This window comes from Pantoea sp. Mb-10 (assembly GCF_021272205.1).
Taxonomy (GTDB): Bacteria; Pseudomonadota; Gammaproteobacteria; order Enterobacterales; family Enterobacteriaceae; genus Pantoea.
Genome location: NZ_JAJSDX010000008.1, coordinates 96,911 through 117,045, shown reverse-complemented (window position 1 = coordinate 117,045; position 20,135 = coordinate 96,911). Strand labels below are relative to the sequence as shown.

The 20,135-nt window shown below is 58.8% G+C and carries 17 protein-coding genes, 1 tRNA gene, 1 other RNA gene and 1 riboswitch; of the genes, 15 read left to right on the top strand and 4 right to left on the bottom strand.

Annotation, left to right across the window (positions count from 1 at the left end):
• Positions 1-6: 6 nt before the first annotated feature.
• From LU196_RS16910 to LU196_RS16900, 3 genes are read right to left on the bottom strand one after another with little or no spacing between them, the layout of a single operon-like run.
• Positions 7-1,089: an ABC transporter ATP-binding protein gene (locus LU196_RS16910; RefSeq protein WP_232760681.1), complete on the bottom strand. Its 1,083-nt coding sequence runs from the start codon at positions 1,087-1,089 to the stop codon at positions 7-9.
• A complete protein-coding gene (locus LU196_RS16905; RefSeq protein ID WP_232760680.1) occupies positions 1,086-2,081 on the bottom strand; it encodes an ABC transporter ATP-binding protein in 996 nt (331 codons plus the stop codon). Before LU196_RS16905 ends, LU196_RS16910 begins: the two co-directional genes overlap by 4 nt.
• Positions 2,078-2,800 (bottom strand): FadR/GntR family transcriptional regulator, encoded by a 723-nt coding sequence (locus LU196_RS16900; protein WP_232760679.1) that lies wholly within the window; start codon positions 2,798-2,800, stop codon positions 2,078-2,080. Before LU196_RS16900 ends, LU196_RS16905 begins: the two co-directional genes overlap by 4 nt.
• A gap of 371 nt (positions 2,801-3,171) precedes the next feature.
• A riboswitch (guanidine-I (ykkC/yxkD leader) is annotated at positions 3,172-3,266 on the top strand.
• 60 nt (positions 3,267-3,326) lie between these two features.
• Here LU196_RS16900 and LU196_RS16895 point away from each other — a divergent pair.
• From LU196_RS16895 to LU196_RS16865, 7 genes are all read left to right on the top strand, one after another.
• The gene (locus LU196_RS16895) at positions 3,327-4,385 is read left to right on the top strand and encodes a putative urea ABC transporter substrate-binding protein (protein ID WP_232760678.1); all 1,059 of its coding nucleotides are present in this window, start codon (positions 3,327-3,329) and stop codon (positions 4,383-4,385) included.
• Positions 4,386-4,399: 14 nt separating this feature from the next.
• Positions 4,400-5,212, top strand: a complete 813-nt coding sequence (locus LU196_RS16890; RefSeq protein ID WP_232760677.1) for an ABC transporter permease — start codon at positions 4,400-4,402, stop codon at positions 5,210-5,212.
• Between the two features lie 10 nt (positions 5,213-5,222).
• Positions 5,223-5,984: an ATP-binding cassette domain-containing protein gene (locus LU196_RS16885; RefSeq protein ID WP_232760676.1), complete on the top strand. Its 762-nt coding sequence runs from the start codon at positions 5,223-5,225 to the stop codon at positions 5,982-5,984.
• An 11-nt stretch (positions 5,985-5,995) separates the two neighbouring features.
• Positions 5,996-6,703 carry an urea amidolyase associated protein UAAP1 gene (locus LU196_RS16880; RefSeq protein WP_232760675.1) on the top strand — a complete coding sequence of 236 codons (708 nt, stop codon included), beginning with the start codon at positions 5,996-5,998 and terminating at the stop codon, positions 6,701-6,703.
• Positions 6,703-7,338, top strand: a complete 636-nt coding sequence (locus LU196_RS16875; RefSeq protein WP_232760674.1) for an urea amidolyase associated protein UAAP2 — start codon at positions 6,703-6,705, stop codon at positions 7,336-7,338. The genes LU196_RS16880 and LU196_RS16875 overlap by 1 nt, the downstream gene beginning before the upstream one ends.
• A gap of 80 nt (positions 7,339-7,418) precedes the next feature.
• On the top strand, positions 7,419-11,021 hold the full coding sequence (gene uca / locus LU196_RS16870; protein WP_232760673.1) for an urea carboxylase: 3,603 nt from the start codon (positions 7,419-7,421) through the stop codon (positions 11,019-11,021).
• A gap of 278 nt (positions 11,022-11,299) precedes the next feature.
• On the top strand, positions 11,300-11,596 hold the full coding sequence (locus LU196_RS16865) for an HTH-type transcriptional regulator (protein ID WP_232760672.1): 297 nt from the start codon (positions 11,300-11,302) through the stop codon (positions 11,594-11,596).
• A 44-nt stretch (positions 11,597-11,640) separates the two neighbouring features.
• On the opposite strand, the gene LU196_RS16860 is transcribed toward LU196_RS16865, so the two are convergent.
• Positions 11,641-12,237, bottom strand: coding sequence for an HD domain-containing protein (locus LU196_RS16860; protein WP_232760671.1), 597 nt, complete (start codon positions 12,235-12,237; stop codon positions 11,641-11,643).
• A 61-nt stretch (positions 12,238-12,298) separates the two neighbouring features.
• Here LU196_RS16860 and LU196_RS16855 point away from each other — a divergent pair, with 61 nt between their 5' ends.
• The 8 genes from LU196_RS16855 (at position 12,299) to dppC (ending at position 20,130) form a co-directional block, all read left to right on the top strand.
• The gene (locus LU196_RS16855) at positions 12,299-12,760 is read left to right on the top strand and encodes a MarR family winged helix-turn-helix transcriptional regulator (RefSeq protein WP_232760670.1); all 462 of its coding nucleotides are present in this window, start codon (positions 12,299-12,301) and stop codon (positions 12,758-12,760) included.
• A gap of 93 nt (positions 12,761-12,853) precedes the next feature.
• Complete coding sequence (locus LU196_RS16850) at positions 12,854-13,285, top strand: organic hydroperoxide resistance protein (protein WP_232760669.1); 432 nt, start codon at positions 12,854-12,856, stop codon at positions 13,283-13,285.
• Between the two features lie 250 nt (positions 13,286-13,535).
• Positions 13,536-15,230, top strand: coding sequence for a kdo(2)-lipid A phosphoethanolamine 7''-transferase (gene eptB, locus LU196_RS16845; protein ID WP_232760668.1), 1,695 nt, complete (start codon positions 13,536-13,538; stop codon positions 15,228-15,230).
• Between the two features lie 112 nt (positions 15,231-15,342).
• Positions 15,343-15,419, top strand: a tRNA-Pro gene (locus LU196_RS16840).
• Positions 15,420-15,455: 36 nt separating this feature from the next.
• A non-coding RNA gene (locus LU196_RS16835) (RtT sRNA) lies at positions 15,456-15,585 on the top strand.
• A gap of 809 nt (positions 15,586-16,394) precedes the next feature.
• Entirely contained in the window at positions 16,395-18,005 is a 1,611-nt protein-coding gene (dppA, locus tag LU196_RS16830) for a dipeptide ABC transporter periplasmic-binding protein DppA (RefSeq protein ID WP_232760667.1), read from the top strand.
• A 193-nt stretch (positions 18,006-18,198) separates the two neighbouring features.
• Complete coding sequence (gene dppB, locus LU196_RS16825; RefSeq protein WP_232760666.1) at positions 18,199-19,218, top strand: dipeptide ABC transporter permease DppB; 1,020 nt, start codon at positions 18,199-18,201, stop codon at positions 19,216-19,218.
• A 9-nt stretch (positions 19,219-19,227) separates the two neighbouring features.
• The gene (gene dppC / locus LU196_RS16820) at positions 19,228-20,130 is read left to right on the top strand and encodes a dipeptide ABC transporter permease DppC (RefSeq protein ID WP_232760665.1); all 903 of its coding nucleotides are present in this window, start codon (positions 19,228-19,230) and stop codon (positions 20,128-20,130) included.
• The last annotated feature ends 5 nt before the right edge of the window (positions 20,131-20,135 follow it).

The window sequence follows — 20,135 nt, the reverse complement described above, 5'->3', positions numbered from 1 at the left end:
CTTTTTTCACGGACAGATCTCCCCAGAAGAGGCATGTTGATGTACCGCCTGCTCAAACAGCGCGCGGCGACGTAAAAAGGCGTCCGACGGCGGCGCAATCACAATCACGCTGCGGTCACGGTTGATCTCCTGCCAGCGGTGGCAGGCAATGCGCCGACCGTTCTCCAGCACCTGCTGTATCGGTTCAAACTGGCGGCAGTCGGCGGTGGCCCACGGGCAGCGGGTATGGAAACGGCAGCCGGCGGGCGGCTGGGCGGGGTTGGGCAGATCGCCCTGCAGCATCGGCAGCGTGCGTTCCACGCCGGGCTGCATCTGCGGCGCAGAGGCGATCAGCGCCTGGGTATAAGGGTGCAGCGGCGCATCAAAAATATCGTCCACGCTCGCCACCTCGACGATTTGGCCGAGGTACATCACCGCCACGCGGTCGCTCATGTGGCGGATCACCGCCAGCCCGTGCGCCACGATAATCAGCGTCAGACCAAATTGCTGCTTAAGATCTTCCAGCAGGTTGACCACCTGCGCCTGCACCGAGACGTCCAGCGCTGACACCGGCTCGTCACCCAGCAGTAACCTGGGCTGCGAGGCAAGGGCGCGCGCGATGCCGATGCGCTGGCGCTGGCCGCCGGAAAATTCGTGCGGGTAGCGCGTGGCCCAGGCGTCAGGCAGACCCACGGTGCGCAGCAGCTCGGCCACGCGCGCCCGGCGCGCATCGCGGCTCAGCGTGTCATGCAGCCACAGCGGTTCGCCAATAATGTCCTGCACCGTCATGCGGGGATTCAGGGAGGCAAAGGGATCTTGAAAGATAATCTGTAACTCTCGGCGTAGCGCGTTAAGGCGTACACCGCTGGCCGCAGTAATGCTTTCCCCCTGATAGAGCACTTCCCCCGCGCTGGCCTGCAACAGGCGCAGCAGCAGGCGACCCAGCGTAGATTTGCCGGAGCCGGACTCGCCGACGATCGCCAACGTTTCTCCCGGCATGACCGAGAGCGACACGCGGTCGACGGCGGTAACGCCACGATTGCGCGTGAACAGGCGCGGCGGTCCGGCAAAGGTTTTGCTTAAATCGCGGCATTCCAGAATCGGTTTCATGCGCAGGCTCCTGAGGTGACATGCTGCTCCAGCGGCGCGCGAAAGCAGGCGACCTGATGATCGGGCTGCAGCGCGCGCAGCGGCGGACGCTGTTGATGGCAGCGCGCCTCGGCAAAGGGGCAGCGGGTAGCGAAGCGGCAGCCCGCGGGCATCTGCTCCGGCAGCGGCACCTGACCGGGAATGGTCGCCAGCGCGCCGTGGCGCGCGCCAAGCGAGGGAATAGAGGCCATGAGCCCAATGGTGTAAGGGTGCTGGGGATCGTGGAACAGGGCGGTGACGCTGCCGCTCTCTACCACCTGCCCCGCGTACATCACCGCTACGCGCTGCGCCACGTCGGCCACTACGCCAAGGTCGTGCGTGATCATCAGCACGGCGGTGCCCGTCTCCTGCTTCAGGGTGTTGAGCAGGGCCAGAATTTGCGCCTGAATGGTGACGTCGAGCGCGGTGGTCGGCTCATCGGCGATCAGCAGCTTAGGGTGGTTGATCAGCGCCATAGCAATCATCACGCGCTGACGCATGCCGCCGGAGAGCTGATGCGGATAAGCGTTAAGACGCATCTCCGCCGCCGGAATTTGCACTTTTTGCAGAATGGCGAGGGCCGCGTCGCGCGCGGTGCGACGGTTGACGCGGCGGTGACGCATCACCGCCTCACTCAGCTGATCGCCCAAGGTAAAAGCGGGATTGAGTGAGGTCATCGGCTCCTGAAAGATCATCGCCAGCTGGTTGCCGCGCAGGCTGGCGTAGTCGCCCGCGCTCAGGGTGCGTAAATTGTGTCCTGCAAAGGTCATCTCACCCTGCGTTACGTTGGCGCCTTTGGGTTGCAGGCCCATCAGCGTCAACGAAGTAATACTTTTACCGCAGCCGGATTCGCCCACCAGCGCCAGGGTTTCACCGGCGTGCAGCGACAGCGAAATATCGTCCAGCACCGGAACGGGCGAGCCGTGAAACTGCACGCGCAGCTGGCGCACCGTGAAGATCGGTTCGGTGTTCAAGGGGTTTCCTCCTGTGGGCTATGGAGCGCTTCCGTCATGGCCTGTTGCAGCGCCGTCAGGTGTTCGCGCATGGCGGCGGCGGCCTGCTCGGGCTGACGCTGTGCAATGTGCTGCACCAGCCGAAGATGATGATGGTCGTAGGCGTTGAGGCGCGCGGGCGTGCGCGCTTCATCGCGCAGATGCTGCCAGCCGGGATCGCGGCGCACCGCATCTATCGCGTCAAACAGGCCGAGCATCAGGCGATTGCCCGCGGCCTCCGCAATGGCGCGATGAAAGGCGCTGTCCCACAGCTCATGCTGATCGCCATCCTCCGCCGCGCGAATACCCTGCATGCGTTCCAGTAGCCGCTGCATCAGCGCGATTTGCTCTTTACTGGCGCGCAGGGCGGCGAGATGCGCCAGTCCCGGCTCCAGTTGCAGACGGGCTTCCATTACCTCCAGCAGATTCGACTGCTGCGGCAGGGCGTGCAGCATCAGGGGTTGCACCGGAGCGGCGGGCCCGACAAACGTGCCTTTGCCCTGTTTCCGCCAGATACGGCCTTCCTCTTCCAGCACGTCCAGCGCCCGACGGATCTCGCGGCGGCCGACGCCAAAGCGCTCCGCGAGTTCGCGTTCGGTGGGGAGCGCGCGGTCGGGCTGCTGCTCGTGCTGTGAAATCAGCTGTCGTAGCTGCTCCAGCGCGGAGCTGGAGTTACGGGCGTTGTCGGGTACGTCACTCATGCGGTATCGCCTGTTCACGCGTGCTGAAGATGAGCTTGCCGCCACCGTAAGGCCGCAAGGGGATGAACCAATCAGGCAAGAAGCGAACCAATTTTTAATTGGTTCGGACCAGGCAGGCGCGATACATCCATTAACAATCTGAAAAGTCGTGATAAATTTTTTTTCAGCGCGGGCAAGCGCGGAGAGACGCGTCACCTGGCTGCGCCAGCGTGGTGCGCCACTGCTGCATAAATGTGCAGCGCGGCGCCAGCGCGGACACACGGTCTTCGGCTTTTAGCATGATTTCAGTGAGATAGCAGATTGGCATCCATTTTGAATGGCTTAACGCAGATGCAGGAGCGATAGCGGGCAACCGGGTCGCCAAACAATTTGCAATGGGTCACTAGGGTTCCGGTCGCGAGATGCTGGTCCGAGAGTGACCGACCGTTCTCTGACGGTTACACGGCGGGAAAAAAGCCCGGGAGGAAAGCGAGAAATGTGCTCGCCGCCTCCTGCTTTTTTGTTCGTTAACGCCAGAGGAATCATCATGTTCAAAGCCTGCCTTCGCCTGCTGTTGCTGTGCAGCGTCGCGTTATTCAGCGTCAACACGCTCGCCGCTGACAAACCTGCTTTCAAGATTTGCTGGTCGATTTACGCGGGCTGGATGCCGTGGGACTACGCACAGCAGAGCGGTATTATCAAAAAGTGGGCCGATAAATACGGCATCTCCATCCAATTTGTGCAGGTTAACGACTATATCGAGTCGGTGAATCAGTACACCGCTGGCGGATTCGACGGCTGCACCATGACCAACATGGATGCGCTGACCATTCCGGCCACCGGCGGTGTCGACAGCACCGCGCTTATCGTCGGCGACTACTCCAACGGCAACGACGGCATTTTGCTCAAAGGGGCAGGCAACGTTGCGTCACTGAAAGGCAAGCCCATTAATCTGGTGGAACTCTCGGTCTCGCACTATTTGCTGGCGCGCGCGCTGGAAAAATCGGGCATGAGTGAGAAAGACGTGAAAGTGGTGAACACCGCCGACGCCGATCTGGTGGCGGCCTTTGGCACCCAAGATGTGCACGCCATCGTCACCTGGAATCCGCTGCTGGCCGAAGCGGAAAAACAGCCTGATAGCCACCTCATCTTTTCATCGGCGCAAATTCCTGGCGAAATCCTCGATCTGCTGGTGGTCAACACCGCCACGCTCAATAAATACCCGCAGCTGGGCAAAGCGTTGACTGGCGCCTGGTATGAAACACTGCAGGCGATGTCAGGCAACAGCGACAGCGCCAAAGCCGCGCGCAGCCAAATGGCACAGGCTTCCGGCACCGATCTGGCGGGGTTTGATCAGCAGATTGCCGCGACCCACCTGTTCAGCGATGCCAAAACCACGCTCGATTTTATCGACAGCCCGCAGCTCAAGGCCACCATGCAGATGGTCGCCGAGTTCTCCTTTAAGCACGGCTTGCTGGGTGAGGGCGCGCCCGGTGCCGACGCCGTGGGCGTCTCGACGCCTGCCGGGAATTGGGGCGATGCCAATAACCTCAAACTGCGCTTTACCGACGCGTACACCAAAATGGCCGCCGCCGGGCAGCTGTAACGGAGGCAAAGCCGATGCGTAAATTGATTAATGCGCAACCGGTGGCATCGAGCCGGCTGCTGCTCGGGATCTTGCCGCTGGTGGCGCTGCTGCTGATCTACCTGTTCGCCTCGGATGCGCGCCTTAGCGTGAACGCGGCGGATAAGCTGCTGCCGGGCTTTAACGCCATGGGCGATGCCATCAGTCGCATGGCGTTTCAACCCAGTCCGCGCACCGGTGAGTATCTGCTGTGGAGCGATACCGCCGCCAGTCTGCTGCGCTTGTTAAGCGGGGTGCTCATTAGCGCAGTGCTGGCGCTGGCGATTGGCCTGTTCACCGGCGCACTGCCGGTGGTGCGCGCGGTGTTGGCACCGCTGGTGACGCTGTTTGCGCTGGTGCCGCCGCTGGCGATCCTGCCGATTCTGTTTATCTGTTTTGGGCTGGGCGAAGTGTCGAAAGTGGTGCTGATTATCGTCGGTATTACGCCGCTGATTGCGCGCGACCTTCAGCTCCAGGTGCAGAAAATTCCGCGTGAACAGCTGGTGAAAGCGCAAACCCTGGGCGCCCACAGCGCGCAGATCTTGTGGCGGGTGATCCTGCCGCAGCTGATGCCGCGCCTGTTTGACGCGGTGCGCCTGTCGCTGGCCTCAGCCTGGCTATTTCTCATTGCCGCAGAAGCCATCGCCGCCACCGAGGGGCTTGGCTACCGCATCTTTCTGATGCGCCGCTATCTGGCGATGGACGTCATTCTGCCTTACGTGGCGTGGATCGCGCTGCTGGCCTTCATGCTCGACCTGCTACTGCGGCTGATAAGCCGCCGCTGCTGGCCGTGGTATCACGCACAATAAGGAGCCAGCCATGCCCCTGCTGCAACTGAAAAATCTGGAAAAACACTACGGCGACCAAGTGGTGCTGGAGCGGCTCACGCTGAACGTCGAAGAGGGGGAGTTTGTGGCGATTGTCGGTGCCTCCGGCTGCGGCAAAACCACCTTCCTGAATATGCTGCTGGGCACCGAGTCGCCCAGCAAAGGGGCGCTGTTGCTGGATGGCGCGCCGATACGCGATGAGCCGGATGCGCAGCGCGGCGTGGTGTTTCAGCGCTACTCGGTGTTTCCCCATCTCACGGTGCTGGGCAACGTGATGCTGGCGGAGGAGTTCACGGCGGCGCGCTGGCTGGGCCGCGTCTGGGGGCGTCGTCGGCAGGCCATCCGCCAGCGCGCGCAGGCGATGCTGGCGCAGGTGGGGCTGGAACACGCGCAAAGCAAATATCCTCATCAGCTTTCCGGCGGCATGCAGCAGCGGCTGGCGCTGGCACAGGCGCTGATGAAGCAGCCGCGCATTTTGCTGCTGGATGAGCCGTTTGGTGCGCTCGATCCGGGCATCCGCAGTGAGATGCATCAGCTGATCAGTACGCTCTGGCAGCAGCACAAGCTCACCATTTTTATGATCACCCACGACTTGAAAGAGGGATTCAGCCTGGCGTCACGCCTGCTGGTGTTCGACAAGCTGCGTCACGATCCGCATGCCCCGCACGCCTGGGGCGCCACCATCACTTACGACCTGCCGCTGGATCGCGCACAGCCTGAGGCTGTGCTGCGCGCCGCGTCGCAGGTGGCCTGAAGGAGAACGCAATGCAAAGCTATCAAACCCTGCTGCCCGCAGGATCGCACTGGTCATTTGTGATGCGCAGCGGTACCGCACTCACGCTGACCGACGTGCAGGGCGGTGCCAACGTCGGCATGCTGTTTTACAACCCAGAAAACCTGCTGGAGCGCTATAACGCGCCCGATACCCTGAAGTGCCAGCATACCTTTCGCCTCACGGCGGGCCACTGCCTCTATTCCGACATGGGACGCATTTTTTGCGGCATTGAGCACGACAGTTTCGGCTGGCATGAGAGCGTCTGCGGCACGCTGAACGCGACGCAGACGGCTGAACGCTTCGGTGACTCCCGCTATCAGCAGGCACGCAATGAACGCCATCAAAACGGCTACGACAGTTTTCTTGTTGAGCTGGCGAAATATGGGTTAGGCCAGCGCGACGTGGCCGCATGCCTCAATCTTTTTGCCCAGGTCCGCGCCGACGATAACGGCACGCTACAGCGTGAACGGCAGGGTGCCGCCGGCGCCGAGGTGCGGCTGCGTTTTGCCATGGATACGCTGGTGGTGCTGCATACGTGCCCCCATCCGCTGACCCCCGCAGGCGACTATCCACGCGCGCCGCTGCAGCTCACGCTGGATGCGCGACGTGCTCCGCTCTCTGCGGCGTGCCTGACGCGCGCGGAAAATCAGCGCGGCCTGCGCAACAACGCGCTGTATCAACTGAAGGAGGAAGCGTGATGATCAAAGAGAGTGCCTTACAGCCTGCGCAGGCGGCCTTTCAACAGCAGATAGACGCCGGTGATTACTGGCTGCACCGCATCGCCGCCGGACAGACGCTGCGCATCACCGATCTGGAGGGCAATCAGGCTGCCGATACGCTGTTTTTTAATGCGGATGACACCGCCGAGCGTTACAGCATGAGCGACACGCTGCGCGGTCAGCACAACGTCTTTTTGACAGCGGGCAGCGTGCTGCGCTCTAACCGCGATCGCGTCATGTTGACCCTAACCGCCGATACCTGCGGTCGGCACGATACGCTGGGCGGCGCCTGCTCCTGCGAGAGCAACACGGTGCGCTATGACCTGGAAAAACGGGCGATGCATTCTTGCCGCGACAGCTGGATGCTGGCGGTGGCGCAGCACCCGCAGTATGGCCTTACGCGCCGCGATATCACCCACAACATCAACTTCTTCATGAACGTGCCGGTGACGCACGACGGCGGCTTACAGTTTGCCGACGGCATCTCTGCACCGGGCAAATACGTGGAGATGGTGGCTGAGATGAACGTTCTGGTGCTGATCTCTAACTGCCCGCAGCTCAACAACCCCTGTAACGGTTATAACCCAACGCCGATTTTAGTCAGCGTCTGGTAATGCATTGACGCAACGGGACGACCCGTTACCCACCGTCATGTTCCGCGCAGGACGACCTGCCGCAACGAGAGTATTCAGTCATGATTGATCGCGTATTGATTGCCAACCGTGGCGCGATTGCCGTGCGCATTATCCGTACCCTGAAAGCCATGAATATCCGCGCCATTGCGGTGTATGCCGAAGCCGATCGCCAGGCGCGTCACGTCCGCCTGGCGGATGAGGCCTGGTCGCTGGGCGAAGGTCAGGTACGTGATACCTATCTCAACCAAGAAAAGCTGCTGGCGATTGCCGCCGAATCGGGCGCCCAGGCGATTCATCCCGGCTACGGCTTTTTGAGCGAGAACCCGGCGTTTGTCACGCGCTGTGAAGCGGCCGGGCTGCATTTTCTCGGGCCGACCGCCGCGCAGATGACGGCGTTTGGCCTCAAGCATGAAGCGCGTGCGCTGGCGCAGCAAAATGCAGTGCCGCTGCTGCCGGGCAGCGGACTGCTGACCTCGCTGGACGAGGCGCGGGCGCAGGCCGCGGAGATTGGCTATCCGGTGATGCTAAAAAGCACCGCAGGCGGCGGGGGCATCGGCATGCAGCGCTGCGACGATGCGGCGCAGCTTGAGAACGCTTTTACCCGCGTGAAGCGCCTCGCGGGTAATAATTTCGCCGACGATGGCGTTTTTTTGGAAAAGTTCATCGCTCGTGCTCGGCACATTGAGGTGCAGATTTTTGGTGACGGTGCGGGTAACGCCATCGCGCTGGGGGAGCGCGACTGTTCAGCGCAGCGCCGTAATCAAAAGGTGCTGGAGGAGACGCCCGCGCCTGGCCTGAGCGAGGCGGTGCGCACGGCACTGCATGAGACGGCAGTGCGGCTGGCGCAGGCGGTCAACTACCGCAGCGCGGGCACCGTGGAATATGTGTTTGACGACCTTAGCCAGCAATTCTGGTTCCTGGAGGTGAACACCCGCCTGCAGGTCGAGCACGGCGTGACCGAAATGGTGTACGACGTGGATCTGGTGCGCTGGATGGTGGCGCTGGCGCAGCAGCAGCTGCCGCCGCTGGCGAGCCTGCAACCGCGCGCGCGCGGCCACGCGATTCAGGTGCGCCTTTACGCGGAAGATCCCGCGAAGCAGTTTCAGCCCAGCGCCGGGCTGCTGAGCCACGTGCAGTTTCCGACGGCGCTGGCTGCGGCGACGCTGCGCATCGACAGCAGCGTAGAGAGCGGCATGGACGTCTCGCCGTTTTACGATCCGATGTTGGCAAAAATGCTGGTGCACGCCGCCGATCGCCTTGCGGCGCTGAACGCCATGACGCAGGCATTGGCTGAGACCACGCTGTACGGTATCGAAACCAATCTGGCGTGGCTGCGCCATCTCTGCACGCTGCCGGCGGTCCGGCAAGGCCGCATTATTACCGCCACGCTGAGCGAGGTGGCGTGGCAGCCGCCAACGGTGGATATCCTGAGCGGCGGTACGCTGACCACGGTACAGGACGCACCGGGCCGCGTGGGCTACTGGCACGTGGGCGTTCCGCCCTCCGGGCCGTTTGATCGTCGCGCGTTCGAGCTGGGTAATCGCCTGCTGGGCAACAGTGCGGACGCCGCCGGGCTGGAGATCACGCTGCGCGGCCCGACGCTGCGCGTTAATCAGCCGTGCAGCGTGGTGCTGACTGGCGGCGTGATTGACGCCCGGCTGGATGAGCAGCCGCTGGCGATGAATCAGATTATTAGCGTGCAGGCTGGGCAAACGCTCACGCTGGGCGAGATTCAGCGCGGCTGCCGCACCTATTTACTGCTGGCGGGTGGACTGGAGACACCGCATTACCTCGGCAGCCGTAGCACCTTTACCCTGGGTAAGTTTGGCGGGCACGCCGGGCGCGCGCTGCGCGCGGGTGATGTGCTGCACCTTGCCGCCCCGCAGCTGCTGCCCACCGCCGCACTGCCTGAAGCGCTGCTGCCTGCGCTAAACGGCACTTGGGAGCTGCGCGTCATTTATGGGCCGCACGGTGCGCCCACGTTCTTTACCGATGACGATATCGCCACCTTCTTCGCGGCCGACTGGCAGGTGCACTATAACTCGAGCCGCACCGGCATCCGTCTTATGGGGCCGAAGCCGACGTGGGCACGCAGCGATGGTGGCGAAGCGGGGATGCATCCTTCGAATATTCACGACAACGCTTACGCGTTCGGTACGGTGGATTTCACCGGCGACATGCCGGTGATTTTGGGACCGGATGGTCCCTCGCTGGGTGGATTTGTGTGTCCAGCCACGGTGATCGACGCCGATCTCTGGAAGCTGGGGCAGTTAAAAGCCGGGGATCGCGTGCGCTTCGTGCCGATCGCGCTGGACGCGGCCGATCAATTGGCACGGGCGCAGCGCGATGAGATCGCACATCTGCACCCTCAACCCATTAACACGGCACCCGTGCTGCCCCTGCACGATCCACGTTTGCACCACCATGATGCAGCGGCGGGACGCCCCTCCCTGACCGTGCGCGCGGCGGGCGACCGTTTTCTGCTGATCGAATACGGTGAGTTAACGCTGGATATCGCCCTGCGCTTCCGGGTGCATGCCCTGATGCAGTGGCTGGAAGCGCATCCGCTGCCGGGACAGCTGGAATTAACGCCGGGGATCCGCTCACTGCAAGTGCATTTCGATGCGCGGCAGTGTGCGAGAAGCGAGCTGTTGGCGCACATTTTGCACGCTGATAAGACGCTGGGTGACTTACGCGATGCCGTGGTGCCTTCTCGCACCGTGTGGCTCCCGCTGAGCTGGGATGACGATGCCTGTCGCGAGGCCATCACCCGTTATACGCAGTCGGTACGGCCTGATGCGCCCTGGTGTCCAAGCAATATTGAATTTATTCGTCGCATCAACGGGTTGGCTGACATCGATGCGGTAAAAAACACCGTGTTTGAGGCCGCCTATTTGGTGATGGGGCTGGGCGACGTCTATCTTGGCGCGCCGGTGGCCACGCCGCTGGATCCACGTCATCGGCTGGTGACCACCAAATACAACCCGGCGCGCACCTGGACGGCAGAAAACTCGGTGGGCATTGGCGGCGCTTATATGTGCGTCTACGGCATGGAAGGGCCGGGGGGCTATCAGTTTGTGGGACGCACGCTGCAAATGTGGAATCGCGATCGCCAGACGGCGGAGTTTATCCAGCCGTGGCTGCTGCGCTTCTTTGATCAGATCCGCTTTTATCCGGTGAGCGCCGCAGAGCTGCTGACGATTCGCGAGCGCTTTCCCTGGGGCAATTACCCGCTGCGGGTGGAGCACGGCGAGTTTCGACTGGCGGATTACCAGGCGATGCTGGCAGCGGATGCACCCGCTATCGAGGCTTTTCAGCAGCAGCGTCAGCAGGCATTTGATCAGGAGCTGGCGCGCTGGCGGGCAGACGGGCAGTTTACGTTTGATAGCCAACTGCAAGCGCAGAGCAGCGATACCCTCGAAGTGCCGGAGGGATGCCACGGCGTAGAGAGTCAGGTGGCTGGCAGCGTGTGGCAGTGGCTGGTGGCTGAAGGCAGTGCGATCAACGAGGGTGATACCGTGGGTATTCTTGAATCCATGAAGATGGAAATCCCGATTGTGGCGCCGGTAAGCGGAAAAATTCAGTATTTTTATCGTCAGGCCGGACAGCAAGTTCACGCAGGTCAGTTACTTATGGCGATTGTGCCTCAAGGGCATAAGTAAAGAATAAAAAATAATCAAGGATCGGGCTGCAAAGTTTGAGATATGTCCCATAATTAAGTCCCGGTCAATTATTGCATCGCACAGGCATGTTTTGCGACGCGCAGCAGGCTGTGTCCCGCAACGGTTTATTTCGCCTAGACGCCCGTTCTGCCTGGCAGGACAACAAGGGTTAAACCGCTCCGGGATACAGCCTGACATGGTCGGTTTTCAGCGCCGGGTGGCGCTTACCTCTCTACTTTACTTTCACGTGCTTCATAGTGAGTTTTAAGGAGTTCTCTATGGAAATTAAAGATCCAATGGTCGAGTTGCTTAGTAGTCTTGAGCAGATTGTTTTGACACGTGATGCCACGTCTTCCGTATCAGAAATTTCAGTCAATCAAGTTTCAATTCCCGAGCCGCAGCGCTTACGTGAGATGACCGGCATGCAGGTGGACGAATTTGCCCGTGTAATGGGGGTGAGCGTTTCATCGGTGAAAAGCTGGGAGGCGCAGCGTACGCGTCCATCCGCTACGGCACGCAAATTGATGAAGCTGTTGCAGGCCAATCCTTATCTGGGCCGGCAGCTGCTCGAATGATCGCTTTAGCGAATCGGTTCTCACCCGCCTTGATGGCGGGTTTTTTATGGCTGAAGCCCGCTGTATTTCGCCGCCTGCTTATCAAACCAGCTCGCCGGAACGTTGTGCGGTGGCTGAGTAAGCTGATGTAGCCCTTGGGCGATATTCTGGCTGGCCAGCTGCCATAGCGCGGGGTTGCCCTGCTTCAGCAGTTGAATCTGAATCTTTTTCTCCACCAGATAGATGCGCGCAAAGTCGGGATCGTACTGCACAATGGCGCGCGTATTGTCGATGATGTCAGCAAGTTTGATGGTTTGCGCGTCGGGAGAGGCGTCGGCGGTGTGCTGAAAGTGCGCGAGCTTACGCGCTACGCGGTTTTTTGCCGCTGGCTGCGCGTTATCGGTGAGCATTGCCACCAGCTGCGCCACGCGTGCGCCAAAATGGCGTTCAATATCCTGCAGCGTGTTGGAGGTATCCTCCACGATGTCGTGCAGCCAGGCGGCGGCCAGCATCGCGTCATCATCGGTGACGCTGCGCACCAGTTCCACCACCGCAGCCGGATGCACAATATACGGCTCGTCGGTGTACTTGCGGCGCTGCCCTGAGGCAGCGTGTGCCTCAGTGGCATAGCGGCGCGCTTGTTCTTCCAGTGAATCACGCATTTTTCACTCTCCGGAATAAAGTTGCTTGCAATTATCTAGCGCGCTATTTATATTGAGTCCTATGAACAGTAAAGATGACAAAAAAGTGAAGCGGATGCCACTGCAGGTTGATCAACATCTCTGCTTTGCCCTCTACTCGGCAAACCTGGCGATGCATAAAGTCTATCGCCAGCTGCTGGCGGACTTATCGATCACCTATCCACAGTATCTGGTGATGCTGGTGCTGTGGAATCAGGATGATGTGACGGTGTCCGAGATTGGCGAGCAGCTGTTTCTCGACTCGGCGACGCTGACACCGCTGCTAAAGCGTCTGGAAAGTGCCGACCTGCTGCGCCGCCAGCGTTCGCGGCAGGATGAGCGTCAGGTGGTGGTCACGCTGACGGAAGAGGGACGGGCGCTGCGCGAGCGTGCCAGCAGTATTCCCGAGGCGATTCAGTGCGCCACGGCCTGCGACGATGACGCGCTCCGCGCATTGAAGCATCAGCTCGATCAGCTACGCGACAATCTCAACCGTAGCAGCTAACGTTATTGATGCTGCTAAGGCGGCATCGTCAATGCATCATTGGATGTGCGCTAAACGTAGCGCGCGATTATATAGTGAATAAGTGAGGGTTTCATGTCCTTAGAGAAAGTTGTTTACACTGCCAAAGCCAAAGCAACCGGAGGCCGTGATGGCCGTGCCACCTCCTCTGACAACGTGCTGGACGTCAAGCTCGGCGTACCCAAAGAGATGGGCGGCGCTGGCGGCGAAGCCACTAACCCTGAACAGCTGTTTGCGGCGGGCTATTCCGCCTGTTTCCTGGGCGCGATGAAGTTTGTTGCCGGTCGCGATAAGATCACCATGCCAAAAGACGCCTGGATTGAGGGTGAAGTGGGCATCGGTCCGATTCCTACCGGTTTTGGTATCGAGGCGAAATTGAATATCCATCTGCCCGGTATGGACGCGGCAGAGGCGCAGAAGCTGGTGGATGCGGCACACATTGTTTGCCCTTACTCAAACGCCACGCGCGGCAACATTGATGTAACGCTGAACATTATCAACGCATAATGCTTATCGATAACAAGCGCCTGCGGGCGCTTTTTTATTGTCCGCGACGCCCTGCATAATTCGCTGGCCTTGCCATTGGTTAAATGTTCTACTATCGGCCCTCGTGCGCCATTACCGCCGTTCCGGTTCAGAATCGTCCCGTTCCTGCTGGTTGCCTCACGCTTTTCTCAACGATCAACGAACTCTACTGCGTTTTAACAGTCACATTTAGCGTTGGTTTATTGACACCAGTTCAGGACTTGATAACTCGATGAATTACATTAAAACATTAACGCAGCAAAAGCTGTCGTTATTGCTTGCGCTTTATCTCGGCATCTTATTGAATTTGCCCATCTTTTACCGCCGATTCGACGGTTTTCTCACCAAGTCCACTGTCACCAATTGGCTCTCTGCCGCCGCAGAAGTGATGGCGGCTGTGCTGCTGACCTTCTTCCTGATGCGCTTGCTGTCGCTGGGCGGAAAATGGTTTTACCGCATTATCGCCAGTCTGCTGGTGATTATTTCCGTTGCGGCGGCTTACTACATGGCCTTCTTTAATGTGGTCATTGGCTACGGCATTATCGCGTCGGTGATGACCACTGATATGGATCTTTCCAAAGAAGTGGTGGGCGTGCATTTCATCCTGTGGATGGTTCTGGTGAGCGCGCTGCCGCTGCTGATGATTTGGCGCAACAGCCTGCGCATGACGCTGGTCGAACAACTTAAAACGCCTGGGCAGCGTCTCAAGCCCGTGTTGATTATGCTGCTGAGCGTGGCGCTGGTATGGCTGCCGATCCGCTATTTCGACAAGCTGCAAAAAGCCAACGAAGAGATTTCCAATATTGACCTGCCCAGCTACGGCGGCGTGGTCGCGCACTCCTATCTGCCCTCTAACTGGATTGCGGCGCTGGGGCTGTTTACCTGGACAAAAATTGATGAGGAGATCGACAGCAAGGCGCTGCTCGACCCGGCAAAAAAATTCACCTACGTGGCGCCCGCTGGCCTTGATGACACCTACGTGGTGTTTGTGATCGGCGAAACCACTCGCTGGGATCACATGGGCATGTTGGGATATGACCGCGATACCACGCCTAAGCTCTCGAAAGAGAAGAACCTGGTCGCCTTCCGCGGCGAATCGTGCGATACCGCCACCAAGCTGTCGCTGCGCTGCATGTTTGTGCGTGAGGGCGGCACCATGGATAATCCTGGCCGCACGCTTAAAGAGCAGAATGTGTTTGCCGTGATGAAAGAACTCGGTTTTACCTCCGAGCTGTTCGCCATGCAGAGCGAAGTCTGGTTCTATGATAACGCCGACGTGAATAACTTCTCTTTCCGCGAGCAGATTGGCTCAGAGAAGCGCAACCAGGGCAAGGCCGTGGACGATATGCTGCTGGTGCCGGAGCTGCAAGCCTCGCTGCAGCGTTATCCCAAGGGCAAACATTTAGTGGTGCTGCATACCAAGGGGTCGCATTACCTGTACTCACAGCGCTATCCGCGTAGCTTTGCACGCTATCAGCCCGAGTGTATGGGCGTCGATGAGACGTGCAGCAAAGCGCAGCTGATTAACGCCTATGACAACTCCATTTTGTACGTGGACAGCATGTTAGACAGCGTGCTGGATCAGCTGCGTGATAAAAAAGCCATTGTGTTCTACGCCGCCGATCACGGCGAGTCCATCAGCGAGAATATGCACCTGCACGGTACGCCGCGTGAGATGGCGCCGCCAGAGCAGTTCCGCGTGCCAATGATGGTGTGGGCTTCCGATAAGTATCTGGCCGATCCTGGCAACCGCAGCAATTTTGAACGCCTGCAGGCCCAGCAGCGCGTGGGTAAAACCCACCGGCACGTTGAGCTGTTCGACACGATTCTGGGGTGCCTGGGCTACACGTCGCCCGACGGTGGGATCAAGGCCGCCAATAACTGGTGCCAGGCTCCGGCCACGGCGGCGCCAGCGAAGCCGCTTTAAAACAGTGAAGCGGGCACGCGTTTAAGGCGTTGCCTGCTTTTCACTCGATTAGCGGGAATTCGCCGAAAAGAGATTGACGCTCTAAATCCGCAGAAGTAATATTCGCCCCCATCGGCGAGTAGCGCAGCTTGGTAGCGCAACTGGTTTGGGACCAGTGGGTCGGAGGTTCGAATCCTCTCTCGCCGACCATATTCGAAAAGCCTGCTTGAAAAAGCAGGCTTTTTTCGTTCGTGCGCTACAAAGAGGATGAGAACCTCCGAAGGAGGTTTGCGCCGAGCGTAGCGAGACAACGCTGCGCCAGCAGCGGCCCGAAGGGCGCTTACCAACGGTAAGCGTCATCCTCTCTCGCCGACCCTATTCGAAAAGCCTGCTTGAAAAAGCAGGCTTTTTTTATTGCGAGTGGTGGCTTAAACGCAGCGCGTTAAACCGCGCCTTCGCATAAGAAAGAGTAATCCGTGTACGCATCACTGCGCGCAATCGTGAGTATTAACGCGGCGCGTTCACACCGTCATGCGAAAGCATGCCTGGCGATCGCACCGTAAAGACGCAAACTCTTATATTCAGCGGTTACATTCCTGAAAGCCTGCTTACCGACCATTATTCTCACTTTCAGCGGGTCATCCCTTGCTGCATCAATAAGTCCTGCTTATTTCGCAGCGCAGTCTGCTTATGACCGCTTTTTGCTTTTTGCTGATTTCTTATGCCATAAAGCCAGCATTTTCCGCTGCCTGAACGTGATAACGCACGGTCAATCGTTCAGATAATCAACATTTATCGAATCATTTTGCAGGTTTTTTAACGATGCAAATCACTAAAGATAAGGCTGATAGCCAGATAATTGCGCGGTGTTGCGCGCTTTATCACCTTTTTAAATTTCGGCTTTAAGCGCTAACACTGTTTTTTATCGTTGCTTGCACTTTCTCACACTCTGTGTAAATAACCCCACCTTGTATTGACGTTCTTTGCAACTGTTGACAAATTGATGCCTCAATACGATGAGAGACGGCCGCGTTTGATCGATCCCCCGGTATCAGCGCAATCCTCAATACCGCTCACATTTGGTCGCCGTAATATGGCGTGACCGTAGTACTGACCAGCCCGAACCGCATAAAAAAATCAGAGGTCGGGCGACGCACACAACATCACATCACAATGGAGCAAAACATGATTAACTCCCTGGCTAAATCCAGGATGCTGAAGGTCGGTCTCAGCCTGATTGCTTTGACCGTTGCCGCCGGCGTCCAGGCGAAAACCCTCGTTTATTGTTCTGAAGGTTCGCCGGAAGGCTTTAACCCGCAGCTCTTTACCTCTGGCACCACGTACGATGCCAGCTCCGTGCCGATCTACAACCGTTTGGTTGAATTCAAAACGGGCACCACTGAGCTGCAGCCTGGCCTGGCTGAAAAATGGGACGTTAGCGAAGATGGAAAAACGTATACCTTCCATCTGCGTAAAGGCGTGAAGTGGCAGACCACCAAAGATTTTAAGCCCACGCGCACCTTTAACGCTGACGACGTCGTGTTCTCCTTTGAGCGCCAGCTCGACAAAAACAACAAGTACCACGGTGTTTCCGGTGGCAGCTACGAATACTTCGAAGGCATGGATATGCCGAAGCTGATCGCCAAAATCGAAAAAGTGGACGACAACACCGTGCGCTTTACGCTGACCCGTTCAGAAGCCCCGTTCCTGGCTGACCTCGGTATGGACTTCGCCTCTATCCTCTCGAAAGAGTATGCCGATAACATGCTGAAAGCGGGCACGCCGGAGAAACTGGATCTCAATCCCGTCGGTACCGGTCCATTCGTGTTGCAGCAGTATCAAAAAGATTCCCGCATTCTGTACAAAGCGAACCCGGATTTCTGGGGCACCAAGCCGAAGATCGATCGTCTGGTGTTCTCCATCACGCCTGATGCGTCCGTGCGCTATGCCAAGATGCAGAAAGGCGAGTGCCAGGTGATGCCGTATCCGAATCCGGCTGATATCGCCAGCATGAAGAAAGACAGCAAAATTAACCTGATGGAACAGCCAGGCCTGAATGTCGGTTATTTGTCGTTCAATACCGAGAAAAAACCGCTGGATAACGTCAAAGTGCGTCAGGCACTGACCATGGCAGTGAACAAGCAAGCCATCATTGATGCGGTTTATCAGGGGGCGGGTCAGGCGGCGAAGAACCTGATTCCACCGACCATGTGGGGCTACAACGACGAGGTTAAAGACTACGCTTACGATCCTGAGAAGGCCAAAGCGTTGTTGAAAGAAGCGGGCATGGCTGACGGCTTCTCTATCGACCTGTGGGCGATGCCGGTCCAGCGTCCTTACAACCCGAACGCACGCCGTATGGCTGAGATGGTCCAGGCTGACTGGGCGAAGATTGGCGTGAAAGCCAAAATCGTCACCTACGAGTGGGGTGAATACCTCAAGCGTGCCAAAGCTGGCGAACACCAGACCGTGATGATGGGCTGGACCGGTGATAATGGGGATCCAGACAACTTCTTCGCTACGCTGTTTAGCTGCGCGGCGGCTAAAGACGGTTCCAACTACTCACGCTGGTGCTACAAGCCGTTTGAAGATTTGATTCAGCCAGCCCGTGCTGAATCCGATCACAACAAACGCATTGCGCTCTATAAGCAGGCTCAGGTGGTCATGCACGATCAGGCGCCTGCGCTGATCATCGCGCACTCAACCGTGTATGAGCCAGTGAGTAAGAAAGTGAGTGGTTATGTGGTTGATCCATTAGGCAAACATCACTTCGAAAACGTCGATATTCAGGAATAACCTTTCGGATCATCGCGGTCAGGGCCAGCGTTGCTGGCCCTCGGGCGACACCTTTGTTGCCCGTGTTCCGCCCTTTTTTTCCGGCTTGTTTTTATTGAAGCGCTTCTTGCGTCGCGTCCGGCTGCGCCGGTTGCGTGTTGTGAGCAATGTAGTCCCCGGCTAACGCGCGGGGAAATGACTGAGAATCCGGCTTATGCTGCAATTCATACTTCGACGTCTGGGCCTTGTCATCCCAACGTTTATCGGTATCACCCTTCTGACCTTTGCGTTCGTCCATTTGATTCCCGGCGATCCGGTGCTCATCATGGCAGGCGAACGCGGTATTTCGCCCGAGCGTCACGCTCAGCTGATGGCGCAGTTTGGCCTCGACCAGCCGATGTGGAAGCAGTACATCACCTATATCAACGGGGTACTGCACGGCGATCTGGGGATTTCACTCAAGAGCCGTATCCCGGTGTGGGACGAGTTTGTTCCGCGCTTTAAAGCCACGCTGGAGTTGGGTATTTGCGCCATGCTGTTTGCCGTTGCCGTGGGGATTCCGGTCGGCGTGCTGGCGGCGGTTAAGCGCGGCTCCGTGTTTGATCACACCGCCGTCGGCATCTCGCTGACGGGTTATTCTATGCCCATTTTCTGGTGGGGCATCATGCTGATCATGCTGGTGTCCGTGCAGCTTAACTTAACGCCGGTGTCCGGCCGCGTCAGTGATGCGATCTTTCTGGACGACAGCCATCCGCTTACCGGCTTTATGCTGATCGATACCCTGCTATGGGGCGAGCCCGGCGATTTTAAAGACGCGGTGATGCACATGATCCTGCCCGCCATCGTGCTGGGAACTATTCCGCTTGCGGTGATTGTCCGTATGACGCGTTCGGCGATGCTGGAAGTGTTGGGAGAAGACTATATCCGTACCGCACGCGCCAAAGGCTTAACGCGCATGCGCGTGATTGTGGTGCACGCGCTGCGTAACGCCATGCTGCCGGTGGTCACGGTGATCGGTTTGCAGGTAGGTACGCTGTTGGCTGGCGCCATCCTCACGGAGACCATCTTCTCCTGGCCGGGACTGGGTCGCTGGCTGATTGAAGCGCTGCAGCGCCGTGACTATCCGGTGGTGCAGGGCGGCGTGCTGCTGGTGGCGGTCATGATTATCGTGGTCAACCTGCTGGTTGATCTGCTGTATGGCGTGGTGAATCCGCGCATTCGTCATAAGAAATAAGGGGGAATCATGTCTGCTGTCGATCCCGCAAGCGTAAGCGCTGCACCCAAGCCGATGACCCCTCTGCAGGAATTCTGGCACTATTTTAAACGTAACAAAGGCGCGGTTATCGGCCTGGTTTACATCGTTGTGATGCTGCTGATTGCCATCTTTGCCGATCTTGTGGCCCCGCACGGCCCTGCGGAGCAGTTCCGCGACGCGCTGCTGCATCCGCCGGTCTGGCAAGAGGGCGGCAGCTGGAGCTATATCCTCGGCACTGATGACGTGGGCCGTGACATCCTGTCGCGCCTGATGTTTGGCGCCCGCTTGTCGCTGCTGGTGGGCTGTTTAGTGGTGGTGCTGTCGCTGATCCTCGGCATCGTTTTTGGCCTGATGGCCGGCTATCTCGGTGGCGCCGTGGATGCCACCATCATGCGTTTAGTGGACATCATGCTGGCGCTGCCAAGCCTGCTGTTGGCGCTGGTGCTGGTGGCGATCTTTGGCCCGTCGATTGTGAACGCCTCGCTGGCGCTGACCTTCGTGGCGCTGCCGCACTATATTCGCCTGACGCGCGCCGCCGTGCTGGTGGAAGTGAATCGCGACTACGTGACGGCATCCAGCGTCGCGGGCGCGGGCACGCTGCGTCAGATGTTCGTGAATATCCTGCCTAACTGCCTGGCACCGCTGATCGTGCAGGCGTCCTTAGGTTTCTCCAACGCCATTCTGGATATGGCGGCGTTGGGCTTTCTCGGTATGGGGGCGCAGCCGCCGACGCCGGAGTGGGGCACCATGCTCTCCGACGTGCTGCAATATGCGCAAAGTGCCTGGTGGGTTGTGACCTTCCCCGGATTGGTCATTCTTCTCACGGTTCTGGCATTTAACCTCATGGGCGATGGCTTACGTGATGCCCTTGACCCGAAACTCAAGCAGTAAAGAGG

Bases quoted from the DNA above. Each gene is read 5' to 3' on its own strand.
- dppC (WP_232760665.1), top strand. From the start codon at position 19,228: ATGTCTGCTGTCGATCCCGCAAGCGTAAGCGCTGCACCCAAGCCGATG.
- LU196_RS16900 (WP_232760679.1), bottom strand. From the start codon at position 2,800: ATGAGTGACGTACCCGACAACGCCCGTAACTCCAGCTCCGCGCTGGAG.
- eptB (WP_232760668.1), top strand. From the start codon at position 13,536: ATGAATTACATTAAAACATTAACGCAGCAAAAGCTGTCGTTATTGCTT.
- LU196_RS16890 (WP_232760677.1), top strand. From the start codon at position 4,400: ATGCGTAAATTGATTAATGCGCAACCGGTGGCATCGAGCCGGCTGCTG.
- LU196_RS16875 (WP_232760674.1), top strand. From the start codon at position 6,703: ATGATCAAAGAGAGTGCCTTACAGCCTGCGCAGGCGGCCTTTCAACAG.
- LU196_RS16885 (WP_232760676.1), top strand. From the start codon at position 5,223: ATGCCCCTGCTGCAACTGAAAAATCTGGAAAAACACTACGGCGACCAA.
- uca (WP_232760673.1), top strand. From the start codon at position 7,419: ATGATTGATCGCGTATTGATTGCCAACCGTGGCGCGATTGCCGTGCGC.
- dppB (WP_232760666.1), top strand. From the start codon at position 18,199: ATGCTGCAATTCATACTTCGACGTCTGGGCCTTGTCATCCCAACGTTT.
- LU196_RS16880 (WP_232760675.1), top strand. From the start codon at position 5,996: ATGCAAAGCTATCAAACCCTGCTGCCCGCAGGATCGCACTGGTCATTT.
- LU196_RS16895 (WP_232760678.1), top strand. From the start codon at position 3,327: ATGTTCAAAGCCTGCCTTCGCCTGCTGTTGCTGTGCAGCGTCGCGTTA.
- LU196_RS16855 (WP_232760670.1), top strand. From the start codon at position 12,299: ATGAACAGTAAAGATGACAAAAAAGTGAAGCGGATGCCACTGCAGGTT.
- LU196_RS16860 (WP_232760671.1), bottom strand. From the start codon at position 12,237: ATGCGTGATTCACTGGAAGAACAAGCGCGCCGCTATGCCACTGAGGCA.
- LU196_RS16865 (WP_232760672.1), top strand. From the start codon at position 11,300: ATGGAAATTAAAGATCCAATGGTCGAGTTGCTTAGTAGTCTTGAGCAG.
- LU196_RS16850 (WP_232760669.1), top strand. From the start codon at position 12,854: ATGTCCTTAGAGAAAGTTGTTTACACTGCCAAAGCCAAAGCAACCGGA.
- dppA (WP_232760667.1), top strand. From the start codon at position 16,395: ATGATTAACTCCCTGGCTAAATCCAGGATGCTGAAGGTCGGTCTCAGC.
- LU196_RS16910 (WP_232760681.1), bottom strand. From the start codon at position 1,089: ATGAAACCGATTCTGGAATGCCGCGATTTAAGCAAAACCTTTGCCGGA.